This window comes from Streptomyces sp. NPDC000229, assembly GCF_040300825.1.
Lineage (GTDB): Bacteria > Actinomycetota > Actinomycetes > Streptomycetales > Streptomycetaceae > Streptomyces.
Genome location: NZ_JBEPEL010000085.1, coordinates 1 through 20,701 on the forward strand (window position 1 = coordinate 1; position 20,701 = coordinate 20,701).

The 20,701-nt window shown below is 69.5% G+C and carries 16 protein-coding genes and 1 tRNA gene; 6 read left to right on the forward strand and 11 right to left on the reverse strand.

Annotated features, from left to right (window positions below):
* The first annotated feature begins 269 nt into the window (after window positions 1–269).
* Both ABT360_RS29350 and ABT360_RS29355 read left to right on the forward strand, forming a co-directional pair.
* A complete protein-coding gene (locus ABT360_RS29350) occupies window positions 270–1,682 on the forward strand; it encodes a pyridoxal phosphate-dependent decarboxylase family protein (protein ID WP_351822986.1) in 1,413 nt (470 codons plus the stop codon).
* Window positions 1,679–3,097, forward strand: a complete 1,419-nt coding sequence (locus ABT360_RS29355) for a lysine N(6)-hydroxylase/L-ornithine N(5)-oxygenase family protein (protein WP_351822989.1) — start codon at window positions 1,679–1,681, stop codon at window positions 3,095–3,097. Before ABT360_RS29350 ends, ABT360_RS29355 begins: the two co-directional genes overlap by 4 nt.
* Here the strand turns inward: ABT360_RS29355 and ABT360_RS29360 are convergent.
* Window positions 3,094–4,881, reverse strand: a complete 1,788-nt coding sequence (locus ABT360_RS29360; protein ID WP_351822992.1) for a bifunctional metallophosphatase/5'-nucleotidase — start codon at window positions 4,879–4,881, stop codon at window positions 3,094–3,096. The genes ABT360_RS29355 and ABT360_RS29360 overlap by 4 nt on opposite strands.
* 134 nt (window positions 4,882–5,015) lie before the next feature.
* Between ABT360_RS29360 and ABT360_RS29365 the strand changes: the two genes are divergently transcribed.
* Complete coding sequence (locus tag ABT360_RS29365) at window positions 5,016–5,717, forward strand: SIMPL domain-containing protein (RefSeq protein ID WP_351822995.1); 702 nt, start codon at window positions 5,016–5,018, stop codon at window positions 5,715–5,717.
* A 120-nt stretch (window positions 5,718–5,837) separates the two neighbouring features.
* The gene (gene pyk, locus ABT360_RS29370) at window positions 5,838–7,268 is read left to right on the forward strand and encodes a pyruvate kinase (protein ID WP_351822998.1); all 1,431 of its coding nucleotides are present in this window, start codon (window positions 5,838–5,840) and stop codon (window positions 7,266–7,268) included.
* A 5-nt stretch (window positions 7,269–7,273) separates the two neighbouring features.
* Here pyk and ABT360_RS29375 read toward each other — a convergent pair whose 3' ends face one another.
* Together ABT360_RS29375 and ABT360_RS29380 are read right to left on the reverse strand one after the other, a co-directional pair.
* On the reverse strand, window positions 7,274–8,047 hold the full coding sequence (locus ABT360_RS29375) for a transcriptional regulator (protein WP_351823001.1): 774 nt from the start codon (window positions 8,045–8,047) through the stop codon (window positions 7,274–7,276).
* A gap of 110 nt (window positions 8,048–8,157) precedes the next feature.
* A tRNA-Leu gene (locus ABT360_RS29380) sits at window positions 8,158–8,230 on the reverse strand.
* A 98-nt stretch (window positions 8,231–8,328) separates the two neighbouring features.
* Between ABT360_RS29380 and ABT360_RS29385 the strand changes: the two genes are divergently transcribed.
* On the forward strand, window positions 8,329–8,985 hold the full coding sequence (locus ABT360_RS29385; RefSeq protein ID WP_351823004.1) for an ANTAR domain-containing response regulator: 657 nt from the start codon (window positions 8,329–8,331) through the stop codon (window positions 8,983–8,985).
* 58 nt (window positions 8,986–9,043) lie between these two features.
* Here the strand turns inward: ABT360_RS29385 and ABT360_RS29390 are convergent, their stop codons facing one another.
* The 6 genes from ABT360_RS29390 to ABT360_RS29415 form a co-directional block, all read right to left on the reverse strand.
* Complete coding sequence (locus ABT360_RS29390; RefSeq protein WP_351823006.1) at window positions 9,044–9,760, reverse strand: ABC transporter ATP-binding protein; 717 nt, start codon at window positions 9,758–9,760, stop codon at window positions 9,044–9,046.
* A complete protein-coding gene (locus ABT360_RS29395; protein ID WP_351823035.1) occupies window positions 9,757–10,845 on the reverse strand; it encodes an ABC transporter ATP-binding protein in 1,089 nt (362 codons plus the stop codon). The genes ABT360_RS29390 and ABT360_RS29395 overlap by 4 nt, the downstream gene beginning before the upstream one ends.
* A 5-nt stretch (window positions 10,846–10,850) precedes the next feature.
* A complete protein-coding gene (locus ABT360_RS29400; protein WP_351823038.1) occupies window positions 10,851–12,584 on the reverse strand; it encodes a branched-chain amino acid ABC transporter permease in 1,734 nt (577 codons plus the stop codon).
* A 5-nt stretch (window positions 12,585–12,589) separates the two neighbouring features.
* A complete protein-coding gene (locus ABT360_RS29405; RefSeq protein ID WP_351823008.1) occupies window positions 12,590–13,522 on the reverse strand; it encodes a branched-chain amino acid ABC transporter permease in 933 nt (310 codons plus the stop codon).
* 101 nt (window positions 13,523–13,623) lie between these two features.
* Entirely contained in the window at window positions 13,624–14,859 is a 1,236-nt protein-coding gene (locus tag ABT360_RS29410; protein ID WP_351823011.1) for a branched-chain amino acid ABC transporter substrate-binding protein, read from the reverse strand.
* 465 nt (window positions 14,860–15,324) lie between these two features.
* Window positions 15,325–15,726: a hypothetical protein gene (locus ABT360_RS29415; RefSeq protein ID WP_351823014.1), complete on the reverse strand. Its 402-nt coding sequence runs from the start codon at window positions 15,724–15,726 to the stop codon at window positions 15,325–15,327.
* Between the two features lie 204 nt (window positions 15,727–15,930).
* On the opposite strand from ABT360_RS29415, the gene ABT360_RS29420 reads away from it, so the two are divergent.
* Entirely contained in the window at window positions 15,931–17,817 is a 1,887-nt protein-coding gene (locus tag ABT360_RS29420) for a Xaa-Pro dipeptidyl-peptidase (RefSeq protein ID WP_351823017.1), read from the forward strand.
* Here the strand turns inward: ABT360_RS29420 and ABT360_RS29425 are convergent.
* Window positions 17,807–18,313, reverse strand: coding sequence for a PaaI family thioesterase (locus ABT360_RS29425; RefSeq protein ID WP_351823041.1), 507 nt, complete (start codon window positions 18,311–18,313; stop codon window positions 17,807–17,809). The two genes, ABT360_RS29420 and ABT360_RS29425, sit on opposite strands and share 11 nt — an antisense overlap.
* A 63-nt stretch (window positions 18,314–18,376) precedes the next feature.
* Entirely contained in the window at window positions 18,377–20,659 is a 2,283-nt protein-coding gene (locus tag ABT360_RS29430; protein WP_351823020.1) for an FdhF/YdeP family oxidoreductase, read from the reverse strand.
* Between the last annotated feature and the right edge of the window lie 42 nt (window positions 20,660–20,701).

The following is a 20,701-nucleotide window of genomic DNA, read 5'->3' on the forward strand; positions in this document are numbered from 1 at the left end:
CCGGCAGGCCGGTGCCACCGAGTACCTCGTCGCCTCCGACACCACCGCCAAGGACGCGCACGCCCCCACAGGGGACCGCCCGCCACCACCCCACACCACCCCACCGCCCCCACGGGCAGCACCCACCGCACCACCACCTCCGCGCAGACCCACCCCGACGCCCCCGCCCATAGCACGCCCTGCCCGCCCCGCCACCCCCTCGTCCCCCTTTCGGGTTGTGATCGCCCCGCACCGCAACCAGCGCCCGACCACCGGGCCACGCTGGCAGCATGAGCAGCCCGTGGACGACCCCGTCGAGCACCTCGTGGAGCACACCGCCCCTCGCCGGAGGCGCCGAAGGCGCCGACGCGCTGCGGCCGCTCCTCCGCACCGTGCTGGACGCCCTCCGCGACGGCGCCACCACCCGCGGCGGGCCGCTCCCACCGGGCGGCCCCCAGACCGTCACCGCACACGTGCGGGACGCCCTCGCCGACGTCCTGCCCGACACGGGCACCGGCGCCGAGGAAGCCCTGCGTACCCTCGTCACCGCCCTCGCCCACGGCGCCGCCGACCCGGCCCACCCGCACTGCGCCGCCCACCTGCACACCCCACCCCTCGCGCTGGCCGCCGCGGCCGACCTCGCCGCCTCCGCGCTCAACCCGTCCATGGACTCCTGGGACCAGGCCCCCGCCGCCTCCGCGCTCGAACAGCTCGTCACCCGCGCCCTCGCCACCGAAACCCACCCCGCCGGGCCGGACCCCGACGCCCTGGTCACCACCGGCGGCACCGAGTCCAACCACCTCGCGCTGCTCCTCGCCCGCGAACAGCACGGACCCACCCTCCAAACGGTGTGCGGCGCCAATGCCCACCACTCCATCCACCGCGCCGCCTGGCTCCTCGGCCTCCCCGAACCGGTCACCGTCCCCGCCCCCCGCGGCACCCTCGACCTCACCGCCCTCGCCGCCGTCCTCACCGACCTCCGCGGCCCCCTCCTCGTCGCCGCCACCGCCGGCACCACCGACACCGGCAGCATCGACCCGCTCCCCGAGATCGCCGACCTGTGCGACACCCACGGCGCCACCCTCCACATCGACGCCGCGTACGGCGGCCCGCTCCTGTTCAGCGAAACCCGCCGCCACCTCCTCACCGGCCTCGACCGCGCCCGCACCGTCACCCTCGACCTGCACAAACTCGGCTGGCAACCGGTCGCCGCCGGCCTCCTCGCCGTACCCGACAGCACACTGCTCGACGCGTTGAACCACACCGCCCCCTACCTCAACCCCGACGACGACACCCGCGCCGGCCTCCCCGACCTCCTCGGCCGCTCCCCGCGCACCAGCCGCCGCCCCGACATCCTCAAGATCGCCGTCACCCTCCGCGCCCTCGGCCGCACCGGCCTCGGCCACCTCGTCGACCGCGTCTGCACCACCGCCCAGCACCTCGCCGACCTCGTCGACAAGAACCCCCACCTCGACCTCTACGAACGCCCCACCCTCAGCACCGTCCTCTTCCGCCCCACCCGCGCCACCGACCACGCCGTCGCCGCCGCCCGCCGCGACCTCCTCACCCACGGCCACGCCGTCCTCGGCCGCGCCCACGCCGACGGCCGCCTCTGGTTCAAGGCCACCCTCCTCAACCCCCACACCACCCCCGCCCACCTGGAAACCCTCACCGCACTCGTGGAAGGCAGCACCACCCGATGACCGGCAGCACACCGCAGCGCGACCACGACCAGCCCCACGACCTGGTGGGCATCGGCATCGGCCCGTTCAACCTCTCCCTCGCCGCCCTCGCCCACGGCGTACCCGGAGGCCTCGACACCGCCTTCTACGAACAACGCCCCGCCTTCCGCTGGCACCCCGGCCAGCTCATCGAAGGCTCCACCCTCCAAGTCCCCTTCCTCGCCGACCTCGTCACCCTCGCCGACCCCACCAGCCCCTGGTCATTCCTCAACTACCTCCGCGGCCGGGACCGCCTCTACCCGTTCTACTTCGCCGAGCGGTTCCACACCCACCGCGCCGAATACGACGCCTACTGCCGCTGGGTCAGCGACCACCTCCCCGGCCTCCACTTCGGCCACCAGGTCGACGCCGTCCGCTGGAACCCCGAACGCGACCTGTTCGAAGTCGACTACACCCAACTCGACGCCGACGGCGAAGCCGAAGCCCTCGGCCGCACCCACACCCGCCACATCGCCCTCGGCGTCGGCACCGAACCCCACGTCCCCGACCCCCTCCGCCCCCTCGCCGACCAGCCCACCGTCCCCGTCATCCACTCGGCCGACTACCTTCACCACCGCGACCGCCTCCTCGCCGCCGAACACCTCACCGTCATCGGCTCCGGCCAGTCCGGCGCCGAGATCTTCCTCGACCTCCTCCGCACCCGCCCCACCGGAGCCGAGAAGATCCACTGGCTCACCCGCACCGAGGCCTTCGCCCCCATGGAGTACTCCAAACTCGGCCTCGAACACTTCACCCCCGACTACACCCACTACTTCCACGCCCTCCCCGAACAGGTACGCAGCGACCTCGTCCGCCGCCAATGGCAACTCCACAAAGCCATCGACGCCGACACCATCGCCGCCATCCACGACGAGCTCTACCGCCGCACCCTCCACGGCGGCTGGCCCGACGCCGTCCTCATCCCCGGCGTCCGCGTCCGCACCGCCGGACGCCTCGCCACCACCAAGGTCGAACTCCACCTGGAACACATCCAGCAAGGCACCCGATCCCGCCTCACCACCGACGCCGTCATCCTCGCCACCGGCTACCGCGAACGCCCCCTCGGCCGCATCCTCGCCGGCCTCGACCCCTACATGCGCCGCGACTCCGCCGACCGCCCCCGCATCGACGCCCACCACCGGCTCGTCCTCGACCCCTCCGTCACCGGCTCCGTCTACGTACAGAACGCCGAAACCCACACCCACGGCGTCGGCGCACCCGACCTCGGCCTCGCCGCCTGGCGCAGCGCCACCATCCTCAACCACCTCACCGGCAAAGAGCCCTACCCGCTCCCACGCCGCACCGCCTTCACCACCTTCGGCCTCGAACGGCAGGAGGCGCCCGGCATTCCCCGCCAGACGCCTCCGCTCCCGGGCCGACAGGCCCAGACCCGCTAGAACACCGGCACACCGTCCCGGGTCAGCTTCCAGTCCACCGAAGCGAAATGGCCCGGGTCGACCGTCCCCTGGGCCTTCACCCACTGGATGATCGTGTTACGGATCTCGTCCGAGTTCGCCCACAGCTGCTTGGTCCCCGCCACATGAGGGAAGGCACCCCCACCGGACGCCCGGTAGTTGTTCACCGCCAGCACGAACCGCGCCGCCGGATCCAGCGGCTTCCCCTCGAACGACAGATTCACGATCCGCGACCCCGCCGGCTTCGCGATGTCGATCTCGTACGACAGCCCGTACACCGCGTCGTAGTTGTAGTCCGGCGTCCCACCCGCGTTCGTCAGCTTCGACGGGTCCACCGGCGCCCCCGCCGGGGTCTGCACGTAGTACCGCGCGGAGAACTCCAGGTAGTCCTTCAGCTGCGCCCCCGTGAGCAGCCGCGCCTCCAGCGTGTTCTCGAACGGGTACAGCCCCGCGGCGTCCTTGATGGTCACCTGCCCGGCCGGGATCCTCGCCGTCCGGGAGAAGCACGACGCCTGGGACAGCACCGGCAGCGACCCGTACTCACCACCCGCCAGCGCCGCCCTCACCGTCTCCGCCTGGACATGGTTGATCAGGTCGATGATCGGCTCGTCCTTCCACGGCGCATCGGCCGTGGACATCACGGCGGTCGACGTACCGATGACCTGGTTGACGTACGCCACGACCTTCGCGTGCTCGTCACCCAGCAGCTTGACGATCTCCGGGTCCTCCTCGACGGTGTTCGAGTTCAGCACCTCCGCGCCGACCTTCTCCACCGTCCAGCGCCCCTTCGACCACACCAGATCGAAGTCGAACAGCGTCAGCCGCTGCCCCCACTTCAGCGGCTCCGACAGCACGACGTCCTTGCCCGTCGCCCTGTTCTTCACCCGGTACTCGGGGATCTCCGTGTGCGCATGACCCACCAGGATCGCATCGATCCCCGGCACCTGCTCCGCCACCAGCGCCGCCGCGTTCTCGATGTACGGAAGTTGGTCCCCGTACGACGACGTCCCGCTCGACCCCGAGTGCGCCGACACGATCACCACATCCGCGCCCATCGACCGCAGCTTCGGCACCCACTTCGCCGCCTGCTCCTCCAGCCCCGGGAACACCATCTTCCCGCTGACGTTCGCCTTGTCCCAGATCGCGATGCCCGGGTTCGTCAGCCCCAGCACCGCCACCCGCACATCCCGCCCGAACGGCGTGCACAGCCGGTGCATGCTGTACGGCGGAAACGCCGGCCGCAGCGTCTTCGCGTCCAGCGCGTTCGCGCCCAGCAGCGGGAAGTCGCACTGCTGCTGGAACTTCCGCAGCACCGGTATCCCGTAGTTGAACTCGTGGTTGCCGAGAGCGGCGGCGTCGTACCCGATCGCGTTCATCGCCTGCGCCATCGGGTGCACCGGACCGCGCTCGGCCGTGATCGGGTCGACCTTCGCGTAGTAGTACGACAACTGGGTGCCCTGGATCGTGTCACCCGCGTCGATCAGCAGCGTATTGCGGCGGCCCTTCTCCTCGCGCACACGCTCCACCAGCGTGGAGATCTTCGCCAGGCCGACATCGTTGTGCGCCTTGTCGTCGAACTCCTTGTCCGTGAAGTAGTCCCAGTTGAAGACATTGCCGTGCAGGTCCGTCGTACCCATGACGGTGAAGGAGTACCGCTTGGCCCGGGGCGCCGCCGCCGCGGGCGCGCCGCCGACCGCCCCGGTGATCGCCACACCGGCACCGGCCACGGCCGAAGTGCCCAGGAACGTCCTACGATTCAGCGGCATGTGATCTCCTTCGTTCAGTGCATGACGCGCGTAGATTCTGGCGCAGACACGCCCCCCGCAACAGCCCCCACAGGTTTCGATCCGATGACCACCTACGAAAGAGTGGAACCCCCGAGCGAAGGAACCCACCGGCCATGACCCAGCCCACCGACCTCCCCTACGGCACCCCCCACGCCCCCCGCGTCGCCGTACGCGGCGAAGCCCACCTCGAAGTCGACCCCGAGATCGCCCGCATCGGCATCACCGTCGCGGCCCGCGGCACCGACCGGCGCACCGCACTCGACGACCTCACCCGCCGCAACACCACCGTCCTCGACCTCATCAAGACCTACGGCGACGCCGTCGAAAACCTCCAGACCGGCGCCTTCTCCATCACCCCCGAACTCACCCGCCACGGCCGCGCCGAACGCGTCCGCGCCTACCACGGCAGCGTCCACATCACCGCCGAACTCACCGACTTCACCGCCCTCGGCGAACTCACCACCCGCCTCGCCGATCTCGAGCTCACCCGCATCGACGGCCCCTGGTGGGCCCTGCGCCCCGACTCACCCGCCCACGGCGAAGCCCGCCGCCAAGCCGTCAAGGAAGCCGTCCAACGCGCCCGCGAATACGCCGAAGCCCTCGGCACCCGGCTCGCCGCCCTCGTCGAACTCGCCGACCTCGGCGCCGAGAACGCCACCCCCTCCTTCCCGCCCACCCCCGGCACCGCCCGCATGGCCTTCGCCGGCGCCGCGACCCCCGAAAACACCGCCCCCGCACTCGACCTCGAACCCCAGCGCCAAACCGTCACCGCACAGGTCAACGCCCGATTCACCATGCACCCGCCCCAGCTCTGACGCTCATCGGAGCAGCACCCCGCACACATTCAACACTTGTCAATAAGGGTTCATGGAAAGGTTGTTGAGTAGTCACGCCACACCAAATCTCTACCGGCCGGTAAGCCGTAGGGTCGAACCATGCGCCGAGCCAAAATCGTCTGCACCCTGGGCCCAGCCACCGACACATACGACCAGATCAAGACACTGGTCGAAGCCGGAATGGACGTCGCCCGCTTCAACCTCAGCCACGGCACCTACGCCGACCACGAGGAGCGCTACCAACACGTACGCAAAGCCTCCGACGAAACCGGCCGCAGCGTCGGCATCCTCGCCGACCTTCAAGGCCCGAAGATCCGCCTCGGACGCTTCCGCGAAGGACCCGTACTCCTTGAACGCGGCGACGACTTCACCATCACCACCGAACCCGGCGTCCAAGGCGACCGCCACACCTGCGGCACCACCTACGAAGGCCTCGCCACCGACGTCACCCCCGGCGAACGCATCCTCGTCGACGACGGCCGCGTCACCCTCCAGGTCACCGCCGTCGACGGCCCCCGCGTCCACACCACCGTCCTCGAAGGCGGCATGGTCTCCGACAACAAAGGCCTCAACCTCCCCGGCGTCGCCGTCTCCGTCCCCGCCCTCTCCGACAAGGACGTCGAAGACCTCCGCTGGGCACTGCGCACCGGCGCCGACATCATCGCCCTCTCCTTCGTACGCAGCGGACGCGACATCGAAGACGTCCACCGCGTCATGGACGAGGAAGGCCGCCGCACACCCGTCATCGCGAAAATCGAAAAACCCCAGGCCGTCGACAACATCGACGACATCGTCGCCGCCTTCGACGGCATCATGGTCGCCCGCGGCGACCTCGGCGTCGAAATGCCCCTCGAACAGGTCCCGATCGTCCAGAAGCGCGCCATCAAACTCGCCAAGCGCAACGCCAAACCGGTCATCGTCGCCACCCAAATGCTCGACTCGATGATCGACAACTCCCGCCCCACCCGCGCCGAAGCCAGCGACGTCGCCAACGCCGTCATCGACGGCACCGACGCCGTCATGCTCTCCGGCGAGACCAGCGTCGGCCGCTACCCCATCGAAACCGTCCGCACCATGAGCCGCATCGTCGAAGCGGCCGAAGAAGACGTCCTCGCCAAGGGACTCCCCCCACTCACCGAACGCAACAAACCCCGCACCCAAGGCGGCGCCGTCGCCCGCGCGGCCGCCGAAATGGGCGACTTCCTCGGCGCCAAATACCTCGTCGCCTTCACCCAGTCCGGCGACACCGTCCGCCGCCTCTCCCGCTACCGCTCACCCATCCCCCTCCTCGCCTTCACCCCGGACCCGGCCACCCGCTCCCAGCTCAACCTCACCTGGGGCGTGGAAACCTTCCTGGGACCCCAGGTCGACTCCACGGACGCGATGGTCGCCCAGGTCGATGAGCACCTGCTGAAGATCGGCCGCTGCCAGAAGGACGACATCGTCATCATCACCGCCGGCTCCCCGCCGGGCGTCTCGGGCTCCACCAACCTGGTCCGCGTCCACCACATCGGCGAACCCCTGGCGTAACCCGCTCAGTACTTCGGCCCGACATGCGCGTCCATCAACCCCACGGACGCGCGTCGGGCAACCGAGATGTTGTACGGATTCCCGCCCCGCGTGCAGTGCGTCCACTCGACGCCGAGCTTGTCGAGGGTGTCGGTGTACAGCCGCCGGATGTCGTCCGAGACGTTGGTGAAGAAGTACCGCGGATACTCGTACCGCTTCCGCACCCCGCCCACGAGGCGCGTGGTCCAGTTCGTGATCCTGCACCCGTCGGAGTGGATGAGCCCCCGGACGAACTCCCAGGGATGCTCGTCGACGATCTGCTGTTGCCAGCCTTCGAGCACGATGCGGCGCTCGTGCTTCTTGCCGGGGCCGTGCTGGGGGAAGAGGCAGGGCCAGTGCTTGCTGCTGCTGGCGACGGCAACGCAGCCCTTCCCCTGGACGCGGCAGACGCTGTTCCCCGGTCGTACGGCACGGATCGCGGCTTCGCATGCGTCGATCAGGCCGGGCCAGGCGTCGGCGCACGCGATACGGAGGTAGTGGACGCCTCTGCGGTGTTCGCTGATGCAGCCGTCACCGAGGTACAGCCCCAACAGGTAGGCGTACGCCACCAGGTCTTCGGGTGCACCGGGCACGTCCTTGCAACGCGGACAGGGCTCGCCGGGGTGGGCGAGTGGTTCGAGACGGGTTTGCCACGACCGGATGGCTGCCCGAGATATGGCGGTCTGCTGGCTCACGGAATTCAGGCTGCGGCCCTGCGCGACGAGCGCGAGGGCTCGCTTGCGTGTGTCGATGTCGTACACGCGGCCGAGTTTGGCCTGCGGGGCCCTCCGGGGGAGCCGGTTCGATCACCTGTTCACCGCTGCGGGTGAAGATCGCCAATGGTGTCGAGACCTTGGAATCGAAGGGTGAGTGCCCCGGGTCGGATTCGAACCGACGCTGTCGGTGGTTTGAGCACCGTGTCTCTACCGCTGGACTACCGGGGCGTCCTTCAAAAGGAAGGTTAGCGGAGACCCGCCGTGACTCAAACATACAGGAGCTAGGTAGGCTCAGGTAGCAGTACCTAGCCGAACGAGGAGCCTAAGTGACCGCCCCCGAGTCGCCCCAGCCCGACGCCGCCGACGACGACAAGTCGCACGTCCCGCCGCTGACGACCCGTGTCGTCATCGCCGAGGACGAGGCCCTCATCCGCCTCGATCTCAAAGAGATGCTCGAGGAAGAGGGCTACTCGGTCGTCGGCGAGGCCGGTGACGGTGCCCGTGCCGTCGAGCTGGCGCGGGAGCACCGGCCGGACCTGGTGATCCTGGACGTGAAGATGCCCGTCCTGGACGGGATCTCCGCCGCGGAGAAGATCGCGGAAGAGTCCATCGCGCCGGTCCTGATGCTGACCGCGTTCTCGCAGCGGGACCTGGTGGAGCGGGCGCGGGACGCGGGGGCGATGGCGTATCTGGTGAAGCCGTTCAGCAAGAGTGACGTCGTGCCGGCGATCGAGATGGCGGTGTCGCGGTTCGCGGAGCTGAAGGCGCTGGAGAAGGAGGTCGCGGACCTCTCGCAGCGGCTGGAGACGCGCAAGCTGGTGGACCGGGCGAAGAGCATCCTTCAGACGCAGTACGGGCTGTCGGAGCCGGCGGCGTTCCGGTGGATTCAGAAGACGTCGATGGACCGGCGGATGTCGATGCAGCAGGTGGCGGAGGCCGTCATCGAGGACGCCGAGGAGAAGAAGGCCGCGAAGGGCCAGTAGTACGTGGACGACGAAGAGGGCCCACCCGTGACCGGGTGGGCCCTCTTGTGTGTCCGGCTCAGTCCTCGCCGAGGTAGGCCTTGCGGACGGATTCGTCGTGCAGGAGGTCCTGTCCGGTGCCGGAGAGGACGATCTTGCCGATTTCCATCACGTGCGCCTGGTCGGCGAGCGAGAGCGCGGCCTGGGCGTTCTGTTCGACGAGCAGGATGGTGGTGCCTTGCGCCTTGAGTTCGGCGATGGTCGCCATGATCTTCTGCATCATGATCGGGGAGAGGCCCATGGAGGGCTCGTCGAGCATGAGCAGCTTGGGCTGGGACATGAGGGCCCGGCCCATGGCGAGCATTTGCTGTTCACCGCCCGAGAGGGTGCCGGCGGCCTGCTTTCGGCGTTCCCCGAGGATGGGGAAGAGGTCGTAGGCGCGCTGGATGTCCTTCTCGATGCCGGCCTTGTCGCTGCGGAGGAAGGCTCCGAGCTGAAGGTTTTCGGCGATGGACAGCCGCGGGAAGATGTGCCGGCCTTCGGGGGAGTGGGCCATGCCGAGGGCGACGATCTTGTGCGCGGGGATGCCGGCGAGTGGCTTTCCTTCGAAGACGATCTTTCCTCCGGTGGGCTTCAGGAGCCCGGAGAGGGTGCGCAGCGTGGTGGTCTTGCCGGCGCCGTTGGTGCCGATGAGGGTGACGACTTGGCCGGCTTCGACGGTGAAGGAGATGCCTTTGACGGCTTCGATTTTGCCGTAGGCGACGCGGAGGTCCTCTACCTCCAGGAGGGCGGTCACTTGGGGTCTCCTTCGGTGGTGGTGCTGCGCGCGGAGGAGTCGTCCGTGGCGGTGCTGGTGCTGTCGGCGCTGTCGCTGTCGCTGTCGGCGTTCTCGGCCGTGGGGGCGTCGGTGCCGGTGGCGTCCTGCGGTCCGTCGTCGGTGGTGGTGTCCTCCGACGTGTCGTCCTCGGAGGTGCCGTCCTCCGACGTGTCGGACACGTCGTCCGTGCCGGAGCCGGCCGGGGTGGCGTCCGCGGCGGCTTCGGCCGCGGCTACTTCCGCCGCTTCCTCCGCGCCCGGCTCGCCCTCGAAGGGCGTTCCGAGGTAGGCGGCGACGACGCGTTCGTCACCCTGGACGACGGACGGTGTGCCCTCGATGAGTTTCTCGCCCTGTACCAGGCAGGCGACCCGGTCGCAGAGGTTGAAGATGAAGCGCATGTCGTGCTCGATGACGAGTACGGCGATGCCCTTGTCGCGGATGGCGAAGATGAGTTCTTCCGCGGCCCGCGTCTCCTGCGGGTTCATGCCGGCCGTGGGCTCGTCGAGCAGGATCAGGCCGGGGTCGCTCGCGAGGGCCCGGGCGATCTCCAGCTTGCGCTGCTCGCCGTAGGGGAGGTTGCGGGCGAGGTGGTCGGCCTTGTGCTCGAGGCCGATGAACTCCAGCAGTTCCATGGCCCGGGCGTGCGAGGCGGCTTCGGCCTTCTTGAAGCCGGGGCCGCGCAGGAGTGCGGACCAGAGTCCTTCCTTGGTCCGGGTGTGGCGTCCGACGAGGACGTTTTCCAGGACCGTCATGTTGGCGAAGAGCCGGATGTTCTGGAAGGTGCGGGCGATGCCTGCCTGGGTGACGAGGTGGGGCTTGGGCGGCAGGACGGTGCCCTTGTAGGAGACCTTGCCCTCGGTGGGGACGTAGAGGCCGGTGAGGCAGTTGAAGAAGGTGGTCTTGCCGGCGCCGTTGGGGCCGATGAGGCCGACGATCTCGCCTTCGCGGACGGTGAGGTCGACCGAGCGTACGGCGGTGAGGCCGCCGAAGCGCATGGTGACGCCGCTGGCTTCGAGGACCGGGGCGGCCTCGGCGGTCTTGGTCGTGGTCGTGGTGGTGGTCATGGTGTTCACGCCCCCGCCTTCGTGGTGCCGACGGCGGAGTCGGGCAGTTTTTCGTCGGGTACGTCGAGTTGGCCGGTCTCGTGGTATTCGAGCTGGGCGCGGCGGTTGGCGATGAGTCCTTCGGGGCGGAAGCGCATCAGGAGGATGAGCGCGATGCCGAAGCCGAGGAGCTGGTAGTCCTGGAGGAACTGGAGCTTCGCCGGGATCATGTAGAGCAGGGCGGCGCCGATGAGGGGTCCGCTGATGGTGCCCATGCCGCCGAGGATGACGGCGGCCAGGAGGAAGGCCGAGTTGGGCGGTACGGGGCCGGCGAAGACGTACATCTCCGGGACCACGGTGCTCTGGACGTGTGCCTGGACGGTGCCGGCCACGCCGGCGAGGGTGGCGCCCAGGGCGAAGGCGATGAGCTTGACCCGGAAGCCGTTGATGCCCATGGCGGTGGCGGCGGTCTCGTCCTCGCGGATGGCGACCCAGGCCCGGCCGATGCGGGAGTTGCCGGCGCGGCTGAAGACGAGGACCACGAGGATCATCGCGAGCAGCATCAGCAGGTAGTAGTTGGCGTAGGAGCCGAGCTCGAAGCCGAGGATGGTGTGGGACTCGCCGAAGTCGTATCCGAAGAAGACGAGGTCGGGGATGTTGGGGATGCCGTTGGGGCCGTTGGTGACCTGGGGGCCGGAGACACCGTCCAGGTTGCCGACGGCGATGCGGAAGATCTCGCCGAAGCCGAGGGTGACGATGGCGAGGTAGTCGCCGCGGAGTCGCAGGGTCGGGGCGCCGATGACGACGCCGAAGACGAGGGACACGGCGGCGCCGGTGAGGACGGCGGCCCAGAAGGGGAACTGGATGTCGAAGGCGGAGGCGGTGGTGCCGGAGACGAGGGCCGCGGTGTAGGCGCCGACGCCGAGGAAGGCGACGTATCCGAGGTCGAGCAGGCCTGCGAGGCCGACGACGATGTTCAGGCCGAGGGCGACGGTGGCGAAGATGAGGATGTTGACCGCGATCAGGGTGAACTGGTCGGTGCTCTGGGTGAAGGGGAAGGCGGCTGCGGCGACGAAGGCGGCTGCCACCGTGATGGACCGGTACTTGGCGGTGAGTGCCGAGAGCCGTGCCATGAGGCCGGCCTTGAAGATGGCGGCGATGGCGAAGCCGGCGGTGATGAGGTAGCCGGTGAAGAGTTCGGCGTACTCGGTGTCGATGCCGTAGGTGACGACGTACAGCCCGAGCCCGAAGGCGGCGACGATCACGAGGATCTCGGCCCAGGAGGGCAGTGTCCTGGGCCGTTGGGCCTTGCGGGTGTCGTCAGGGAGGAGGAAGGCGACGGCGGGGACGGCGGAGGCGACCGCTGCCACGTAGGCGCCGGGGTCGAGGTGGGCGAGTCCGCCGAGTTCGACCGCGATGGCGATGACGGTGAACCAGGTGGTGCCGAAGGCGCCGAGGGCCAGCAGTTGCAGGGCCTTGGTGGTGCCGGTGGGCGCGAGCCAGCGCAGGCCGCGGACGTCGAGTGCGGCGAGCGCGTACGCGACGGTGAGGAGGCCGGCGACGAGGGTGAGGACCTGGAGCCCGCCGGGGTAGCCGTAGACGGTGAGGTCGCCGGGGAAGGCGTCGGTGTAGGTCCAGGCGAGGAAGGTGCTGGCGATGGTGGCCAGGCCGCCGGCGGCGATGGTCCTGCGCAGCATGGTGACACGGGAGGTGTCGTCGGCCGGGGTGGCGTCGGTGGTCTTGAGGGTGTCGGTTGTCATGGCTCTCACGCCCGATCCGCGACGCGCTCGCCGAGCAGGCCCTGCGGCCTGACGAGGAGCACGACGATGAGAAGTACGAAAGCCCAGACGTTGGCCCAGGCGCCGCCGCCGAGCTGCTGCATGCCGGGGATCTCTTCGATGTAGGCGATCGAGAGGGACTCGGCGAGGCCGAGGACGACTCCGCCGACCATCGCGCCGTAGATGTTGCCGATGCCGCCGAGGACGGCGGCGGTGAAGGCCTTGAGTCCGAGGATGAAGCCCATCTCGAAGTTGATCTGGCCCTTGTCGAGTCCGTAGGCGACCGCGGCGACGGCGGCGAACGCGGCGCCGATGGCGAAGGCCATCACGATGATGCGGTCGGTGTTGATGCCCATCAGCTTCGCGGTGTCCGGGTCCTGGGCCGTGGCCTGCATGGCGCGGCCGCTGCGGCTCTTGGAGACGAAGAGGCCGAGGGCGAGCATGCACAGGGGGGCGAGGACGAGGACGAAGAGGTCGGCGCGCTGGAGGTACAGGTTGTCGAGGAGCTTGAACGACTCACCCTGGAACTCGGGGAAGCTGCGCGGCTTCTTCGCGTCGGGGTAGAAGCCCCAGACGAGCTGCTGGAGGACGATCGAGAGGCCGATCGCCGTGATCAGCGGGGCCAGCCGGGGTGCGCTGCGCAGGGGGCGGTAGGCGAAGCGTTCGGCGGCGGTGGCAACGGCGACGGAGGCGAGGGCGCCGCCGACGATCATGAGCGGGATGGCTACGACGAGGGATGTCCCGCTGGGAAGTATCAGGTACGCGGTGAGGGCGCCGAAGCCCCCGATCATGAATATCTCGCCGTGGGCGAAGTTGATGAGCTGGACGATGCCGTACACCATCGTGTACCCGATGGCTATGAGGCCATAAAGGGCGCCGAGGGCGAGGCCATTGGCCAGCTGTTGCGGCAGTTCGTACACCGCAGGGCCTCCGATGAGCTTGTCGGATATGACACCGCGCGAGGGCGCTGTTTGCGCCCTCGCGCGGCTTGGATCAGGTGGAGCGGGGCGGTGCGGTTGGATCAGTCCTCGAACGTGGCGCTCTTGACGTCCTTCCAGGTGGTGCCTTCCACCTTGTAGACGGTGAGCTGCTTGTTCGTGGTGTCGCCGAATTCGTCGAAGGCGACCTTGCCGGTCACGCCGTCGAAGGAGACCTTGGCCATGGCCTCGACGACCTTTTCGCGGGCGTCGGTGGGGAGCTTGCCGTCGTTGGCGGCGACGACGGCCTTGACGGCCTGGATGATGGCCCAGCCGGCGTCGTAGGAGTAGCCGCCGTACGCCGCGTACGGGTCCTTGTAGCCGGCGGCCTTGTAGTCGTCGATGAACTTCTTGGCCGTCGGGAGCTTCTCGACCGGGTAGCCGATGGAGGTCGCGAGGTCACCGTCGTTCGCGACGCCGGAGGCGCTGATGAAGGCGGGGTCGTAGATGCCGTCGCCACCCATGGTGGGGATCTTGGCGCCCGTCTTCTTGATCTGGTCGGAGAGCAGGCCGCCCTCGGGGTACTGGCCGCCGAAGTAGACGGAGTCGGCGCCGGAGCTCTTGACCTTGTCGGCGGTGCTGGAGAAGTCGGTCTCCTTGACCGTCACGTGGTCGGTGCCGACGACCTTGCCGCCGAGGCGCTCGAACTCCTTGGAGAAGATCGCGGCGAGGCCGGCGCCGTAGGTCTGCTTGTCGTCGACGACGTAGACCTTGCGCTTCTTGGCGTCGTTGAAGAGGTACTGGGCGGCGAATTTGCCCTGGACGACGTCGGTGGCGGCGGTGCGGAAGTAGGTCTTGAAGGGGCGCTTGAAATCGCCCTTGCCCCAGTTGTCACCCTGGCTGAGGGCCGGGTTGGTGTTGGCGGGGGAGACCTGTGTGACGCCGGCCTTCTCGAAGACGCCCTGCATCGACTGGGCGACACCGGAGTTCAGCGGGCCGACGACGCCGATGACGTCCTTGTTGCCCACGAGCTTGGTGGCGTTGGCCTGTCCGGAGGCCGGGACGGCCTGGTCGTCGAGGGCCTCGATCTTGAATTCGACGCCCGGGACCTCGTTGTTCTTGTTGGCGGTCTTGACCGCCAGGTCCACGGAGTTCTTGATGCCCTGGCCGAGCGCGGAAAGCGATCCGGTGAGCGGGGCGTCGACGCCGATGACCACGGTCGTCTTGCCGCCGCTGCTGTCCTTACCGCCCTTGCTGTCGTCGCGGGACCCACAGGCGGTGAGGGTGAGTGCCCCCGTGGTGATCACGGTGGTGAGTATGAGCAAGGAACGCTGTCGCACAATTGATCCTTTCCCTGGCGCGGCCTCCTCGGTTGAGGTGCCGTGTGATCGCCGGGCCGCACTGGATGAGTAGGCACTGGGTAGGTGCTGGGTAGTGCAGCAGACGCGCCCGGCGGCGCGGTGACTGGCGGTGACTCTAAGCGCAGCCGGTTGAGTCCGGGACTGTGGAAGTCAGGATGTGACTGTCTTGTTATGCCGAAGCGCAGAGCACGTGTGTGAGGCGTGGACAGAAGCGGGCTTTCCGGTCGGTGCCGGTTTGCCCACATAGTGAGAACGCCCAGTTCCACTAAGGGGCTTGGGCGGATCTTGGTGCTGACAGGGGTCTGGGGCGTGACGCCCCTGGCGGGGGCTTGGCGCAGTGGTCGGCGGTGGTCGCCGGCCGGATGCCGCATGGCAATTTGGTTACTCTGTGTTACACCGGATGGGCCGCTTCCGCTGTGCGTGGAGGGGGCGGGGGTCGGTCGTTCAGTGCGGTTGTCGCCAGTTATCGGAGCTGCCCGTCGCGCCGTCGGCCGCCTCGCAGCGCTCCCGCGTCCGCCGGTCGATCAACCGCAGGGCCACGTCCCGGCCCTCGCGCTGCTCGGTGGCGCGGGCGGCTGCGAGGACGCCGTCGTGGATAACCAGTTGTTCGTTGGACAGTCCCTTCTGTTCCCAGTCCAGCCCCGCCCAACTGCTGTTTTTCCATGCCTCCTTGACCCAGTAGGAGACGAGAGCGGTGCAGACGTCGGCAGGTGTACTGCTGTGCGGTGCGGGAGGTCCGGATTCCGAACAGCAGGTCGTGGAGGGCAGGGTGAGCATCGCGCACAGCACCAGCCCGGCGAGTGGTCCGTGCCGAGCGGCTCCAAGGCGACCGTCCCTGGACCTCATGCTGGCAACGCTAGGTGGTCACCTTCGGTCACACAATGGCCTTGGCTCGTACGGCGTTTGCCGTCTGGTGTCACTGCTGCGGAAGCGGTGGAATGTGTGACGCGCTTCCCGCGTGATCGTCGCACCCACCGGCCCCTGGAGGCAGGCACGATGGCGAGACCCCACGGAACACGCGCGCCGCGCATCCCCCGCAGGTTCGGTCTGATGGTGCTTGCCGCCGCCCTGGTCGCGGCGGCACCGCCGCCCCTCGGGCCGGACGCCGACGGGCCTGACGCGCTGCGGATCCAGAGGCAGGCGACCCAGCCCGTCTTCTCCCGCGCGGACGCCGTCCACCAGGAGGTGGACATCGAAACGGCGACGGAGAGCGACGGGGACGGTAGGCGCGACACCGTACGGATGCGCATTCTGCGGCCCAAGGAGACCGACGCCGGACTCAAGGTCGCGACGATCATCGAGGCGAGTCCGTACTGGGGCGGCGGCAACGACGTCCCCTTCCACTCTGTCGACGCGGAGGAGGACGGACTGCCCGGCGGTAAGGGGCGCGATGGGCTTCCGGGCCTTTTCGAGACGTCCGCCGGGGCGGGCCCGTCGTCGCTTGACGCCTCTTCCGTGGTCTTCCCGGGGTACACCGACAACTACTTCCTGCCCCGTGGCTACGCCGTGGCCCAGCTCGACAGCGTCGGTACGGGCGGATCGACGGGCTGCCCGGTGTCCGGCGGCCGTGCGGAGACGCTCGGCGCGAAGGCCGCCGTCGACTGGCTGAACGGCCGCGCCCGGGGCTGGGACCTCCAGGGGCGGCCGGTCGGCGCGGCCTGGTCCACCGGCAACGCGGCGCTGATGGGCATCTCGTACAACGGAACCCTCCCGACCGCCGTGGCGACCACGGGCGTGACGGGCCTGAAGGCCATCGTGCCGATCTCCGGGATCACCTCCTGGTACGACTACTACCGGGCGGGCGGCGGGGTCGTGGCGCCCGGCGGCTACCAGGGAGAGGACGCCGACATCCTGGCCAGGGCCGTCTACAGCCGGGCCGACCGGGACATCTGCACGCCCGTACTGGACCGGCTCACCGCCACGCAGGGCCGGGAGAGCGGCGACTACACCGCCTTCTGGCGGGAGCGGGACTATCTGAAGGACGCCGGGAAGATCAAGGCCGGCGTGTTCCTGGTGCAGGGCCTCAACGACGGGAACGTGAGGACCCGCCACGCGGCCCGGCTGTGGGAGGCGCTGGAGGAGCACGGTGTGCCGCGCAAGCTGTGGCTGCACCGGGCCGGGCACGTCAACCCGATGCCGCTGCGCATGGAGGAGTGGCTGGGCCGGCTCCACCAGTGGTTCGACTTCTGGCTGTACGGCCTGGACAACGGCGCCCTCGACGGGCCGAAGGCCGACGTGGAGCAGGCGGACTTCTCCTGGCGGCAGCAGCGGGACTGGCCTGCGCCCGGTACCCGGGACGTCACCCTGCGGCTGACCGCGGACGGCGGCCTGTCGCCGCTTCCCGGCCGGCCGGCGCGCCAGGCCCTGCACGACGCGGGCCGCACCCTGCGCGCCGAGCAGCTCGTGGCGGACCCGGACGCGGCGAACCCGAACCGCCTCGCGTACACCACCGGGCCGCTCGCCGCCGACCTGCGGATCAGCGGAACGCCCGCCGTGTCGGTGCGGGCGTCCCTGGACGGGACGTCCCCGTATGTGACGGCGCTGCTCGTCGACCACGGCACGGACACCCGGGCGACGGCCGGGACCGTGGCGGACACCTCGCAGCTCGTCTGTTACGGCGAGGGCGTCCCCGGCGACACCGGCTGCGCCTACCGCACCCGGCACCGGACCGAGACCGCCGGTTTCAGGATCGTGTCGCGTGGGTGGCTGGACGTCCGAAACCGTGACTCCGTGGAGCGGCAGAGCCCGGTGGTGGAGGGCCGGGAGTACCGGCTGGAGTGGGAGATGCAGCCCCAGGACTACGTCTTCAAGAAGGGGCACCGGCTGGGCGTGGTGCTGATCTCCACGGACCACGACCACACCCTGCGCCACCCGGCCGGGACGCGGATGACGGTCCGGGCCGGGGTCAGCGGCGTCACCCTGCCGGTCAGCCCGTAGTGCCGGGCGCGGCCGCCCCGGGGACGTTCTCCGCGTCCTTGGCGGAGACGTCGCGCAGCAGGCAGGTCAGGCGGGCCGTGCAGACCCGCTTGTCCTGCTCGTCGGTGATGACGATCTCGTACGTCGCGGTGGAGCGACCGCGGTGGACGGGGGTGGCCACGCCGGTCACCAGTCCGCTGCGGACGCCCCGGTGGTGCGTGCAGTTCAGATCGACGCCGACGGCGATCTTGGACACGCCGCCGTGGAGCATGGAGCCGACCGAGCCGAGCGTCTCGGCCAGGACGGCGGAGGCTCCGCCGTGCAGCAGCCCGTACGGCTGGGTGTTGCCCTCGACCGGCATGGTGCCGACGACCCGCTCGGCGGACGCCTCGACGATCTGCACGCCCATGCGGTTGCCGAGGTGCCCGGCGGAGAAGAGGGCGGGCAGGTCCACACCGAGCGAGGCGTACTCGTCGATGACCTCCTGCGGGAACTTCACCTGTGTCTGCTCGCCCATGGGGCCCGGCTCCGATCGTCGTACGGTCATGTCCCTGGTCTGCCGTGCTGCCTAAGCAAACGCTCAGGCAGAGGCCGATTGTTCCAGACGCACGATGACGGACTTGCTGGCGGGTGTGTTGCTGACGTCGGCGGTCGCCTCCAGCGGCACCAGGACATTGGTCTCCGGGTAGTACGCGGCCGCGCAGCCGCGCGCCGTGGGGTAGTGGACGACGCGGAAGCCGGGCGCGCGGCGCTCGGTGCCGTCCGTCCACTCGCTGACCAGGTCGGTGTACGCGCCGTCGGCCAGGCCCAGCTCACGGGCGTCGTCCGGGTGGACCAGGACGACACGGCGGCCGCCCTTGATGCCGCGGTAGCGGTCGTCCAGGCCGTAGATCGTGGTGTTGTACTGGTCGTGCGAGCGCAGTGTCTGCAGCAGCAGCCGGCCCTCGGGGACCTTGGGGTACTCGACGGGCGCGGCCGTGAAGTTGGCCTTGCCGGTCTCCGTCGGGAAGCGGCGCTCGTCGCGCGGGGCGTGCGGCAGGGCGAAGCCGCCGGGACTGGCCGCGAGTCTGGCGTTGAAGTCCTCGAAGCCGGGCACCACGCGCGCGATACGGTCGCGGATCGTGGCGTAGTCGTGTGCGAACTCCTCCCACGGCGTGGCCGACGCCTCGCCCAGCACCGCGCGCGCCAGGCGTGCCACGATCGCCGGCTCGGACAGCAGGTGCGGGCTCGCCGGCGGCAGGTTGCCGCGCGAGGCGTGGACCAGGCCCATCGAGTCCTCGACCGTCACGAACTGCTTGCCGCTCTTCTGTACGTCCTTGTCGGTGCGGCCCAGCGTCGGCAGGATCAGCGCACGCGTGCCGGTGACCGCGTGCGACCGGTTCAGCTTGGTCGACACGTGCACGGTGAGCCGGGCGCGCCGCATGGCGGCCTCGGTGACCTCGGTGTCGGGTGTGGCGCCGACGAAGTTGCCGCCCATGGCGAAGAAGACCTTGGCCCTGCCGTCGCGCAGCGCCTGGATGGCGCGGACGACGTCGAAGCCGTGGTGCCGGGGCGAGGTGATCCCGAATTCCTTGTCGAGCGCGTCCAGGAATCCGGCCGAGGGGCGCTCGAAGATCCCCATGGTGCGGTCGCCCTGCACATTGGAGTGGCCGCGCACCGGGCAGACACCGGCGCCGGGGCGGCCGATGTTGCCGCGCAGCAGCAGGAAGTTGACCACCTCGCGGATGGTCGGCACGGAGTGCTTGTGCTGGGTGAGGCCCATGGCCCAGCAGACGATGGTGCGCTCGGAGGCGAGCACCATGCGCAGGGCGCGCTCGATCTCCCCGCGCTCCAGGCCGGTGGCGGCGAGGGTCTCGTCCCAGTCGGCCGCCTCGGCCGCGGCGGCGAACTCCTCGTACCCGTGCGTGTGCTCGGTGACGAAGTCCTCGTCGACCGCGCCCTCGGTCTGGAGGATCAGCTTGTTGAGGAGGCGGAAGAGGGCCTGGTCGCCGCCGATGCGGATCTGGAGGAACAGGTCGGTGAGGGCGGCGCCCTTGATCATGCCCTGGGCGGTCTGCGGGTTCTTGAACCGCTCCAGGCCGGCCTCGGGCAGGGGGTTCACCGAGATGATCCTCGCGCCGGAGGCCTTGGCCTTCTCCAGGGCGGAGAGCATCCGCGGATGGTTGGTGCCCGGGTTCTGACCGGCCACGATGATCAGGTCGGCCTGGTGCAGGTCCTCCAGGGACACACTGCCCTTGCCGATGCCGATCGTCTCGGTGAGCGCCGAGCCGGACGACTCGTGGCACATGTTGGAGCAGTCCGGAAGATTGTTGGTGCCGAACTCGCGGGCGAAGAGCTGGAGCAGGAACGCGGCCTCGTTGCTGGTGCGGCCCGAGGTGTAGAAGACGGCCTCGTCGGGGGAGCCGAGCGCCGTCAGCTCCTCCGCGATGATCTCGAAAGCCCGCTCCCAGCTCACCGCCTCGTACCGGTCGGCGCCCTCGGCCGCGTACATCGGGTGCGTGATGCGGCCCTGCTGACCCAGCCAGTAGCCGCTGCGGGCGGCGAGATCCGCGATCGGGTGGGCGGCGAAGAACTCCGGCGTGACGCGGCGCAGTGTCGCCTCCTCGGCGACCGCCTTCGCCCCGTTCTCGCAGAACTCCGCGATGTGCCGCTTCTCGCCCTCCGGCCAGGCGCAGCCGGGGCAGTCGAAGCCGTCCTTCTGGTTGACCTTGAGCAGTGTGCGCGCGGTGCGGCGCACGCCCATCTGCGCTTGCGAGATCTTGAGCGTGTGCCCGATCGCGGGGAGGCCCGCGGCGGCGTGCTGCGGCGGGGCGACCTGCGGCGCGTCCTGGACCGGGTCACCTGCGGGCGGCTTGCTGGCCATCGCGCTCTCCCTTGAGCGGTCATGTCCGACGGACGACTTCGT

Bases quoted from the DNA above. Each gene is read 5' to 3' on its own strand.
- ABT360_RS29350 (WP_351822986.1), top strand. From the start codon at position 270: ATGAGCAGCCCGTGGACGACCCCGTCGAGCACCTCGTGGAGCACACCG.
- ABT360_RS29355 (WP_351822989.1), top strand. From the start codon at position 1,679: ATGACCGGCAGCACACCGCAGCGCGACCACGACCAGCCCCACGACCTG.
- ABT360_RS29360 (WP_351822992.1), bottom strand. From the start codon at position 4,881: ATGCCGCTGAATCGTAGGACGTTCCTGGGCACTTCGGCCGTGGCCGGT.
- ABT360_RS29365 (WP_351822995.1), top strand. From the start codon at position 5,016: ATGACCCAGCCCACCGACCTCCCCTACGGCACCCCCCACGCCCCCCGC.
- pyk (WP_351822998.1), top strand. From the start codon at position 5,838: ATGCGCCGAGCCAAAATCGTCTGCACCCTGGGCCCAGCCACCGACACA.
- ABT360_RS29395 (WP_351823035.1), bottom strand. From the start codon at position 10,845: ATGACCACCACCACGACCACGACCAAGACCGCCGAGGCCGCCCCGGTC.
- ABT360_RS29400 (WP_351823038.1), bottom strand. From the start codon at position 12,584: ATGACAACCGACACCCTCAAGACCACCGACGCCACCCCGGCCGACGAC.
- ABT360_RS29415 (WP_351823014.1), bottom strand. From the start codon at position 15,726: ATGAGGTCCAGGGACGGTCGCCTTGGAGCCGCTCGGCACGGACCACTC.
- ABT360_RS29420 (WP_351823017.1), top strand. From the start codon at position 15,931: ATGGTGCTTGCCGCCGCCCTGGTCGCGGCGGCACCGCCGCCCCTCGGG.
- ABT360_RS29425 (WP_351823041.1), bottom strand. From the start codon at position 18,313: ATGGGCGAGCAGACACAGGTGAAGTTCCCGCAGGAGGTCATCGACGAG.
- ABT360_RS29430 (WP_351823020.1), bottom strand. From the start codon at position 20,659: ATGGCCAGCAAGCCGCCCGCAGGTGACCCGGTCCAGGACGCGCCGCAG.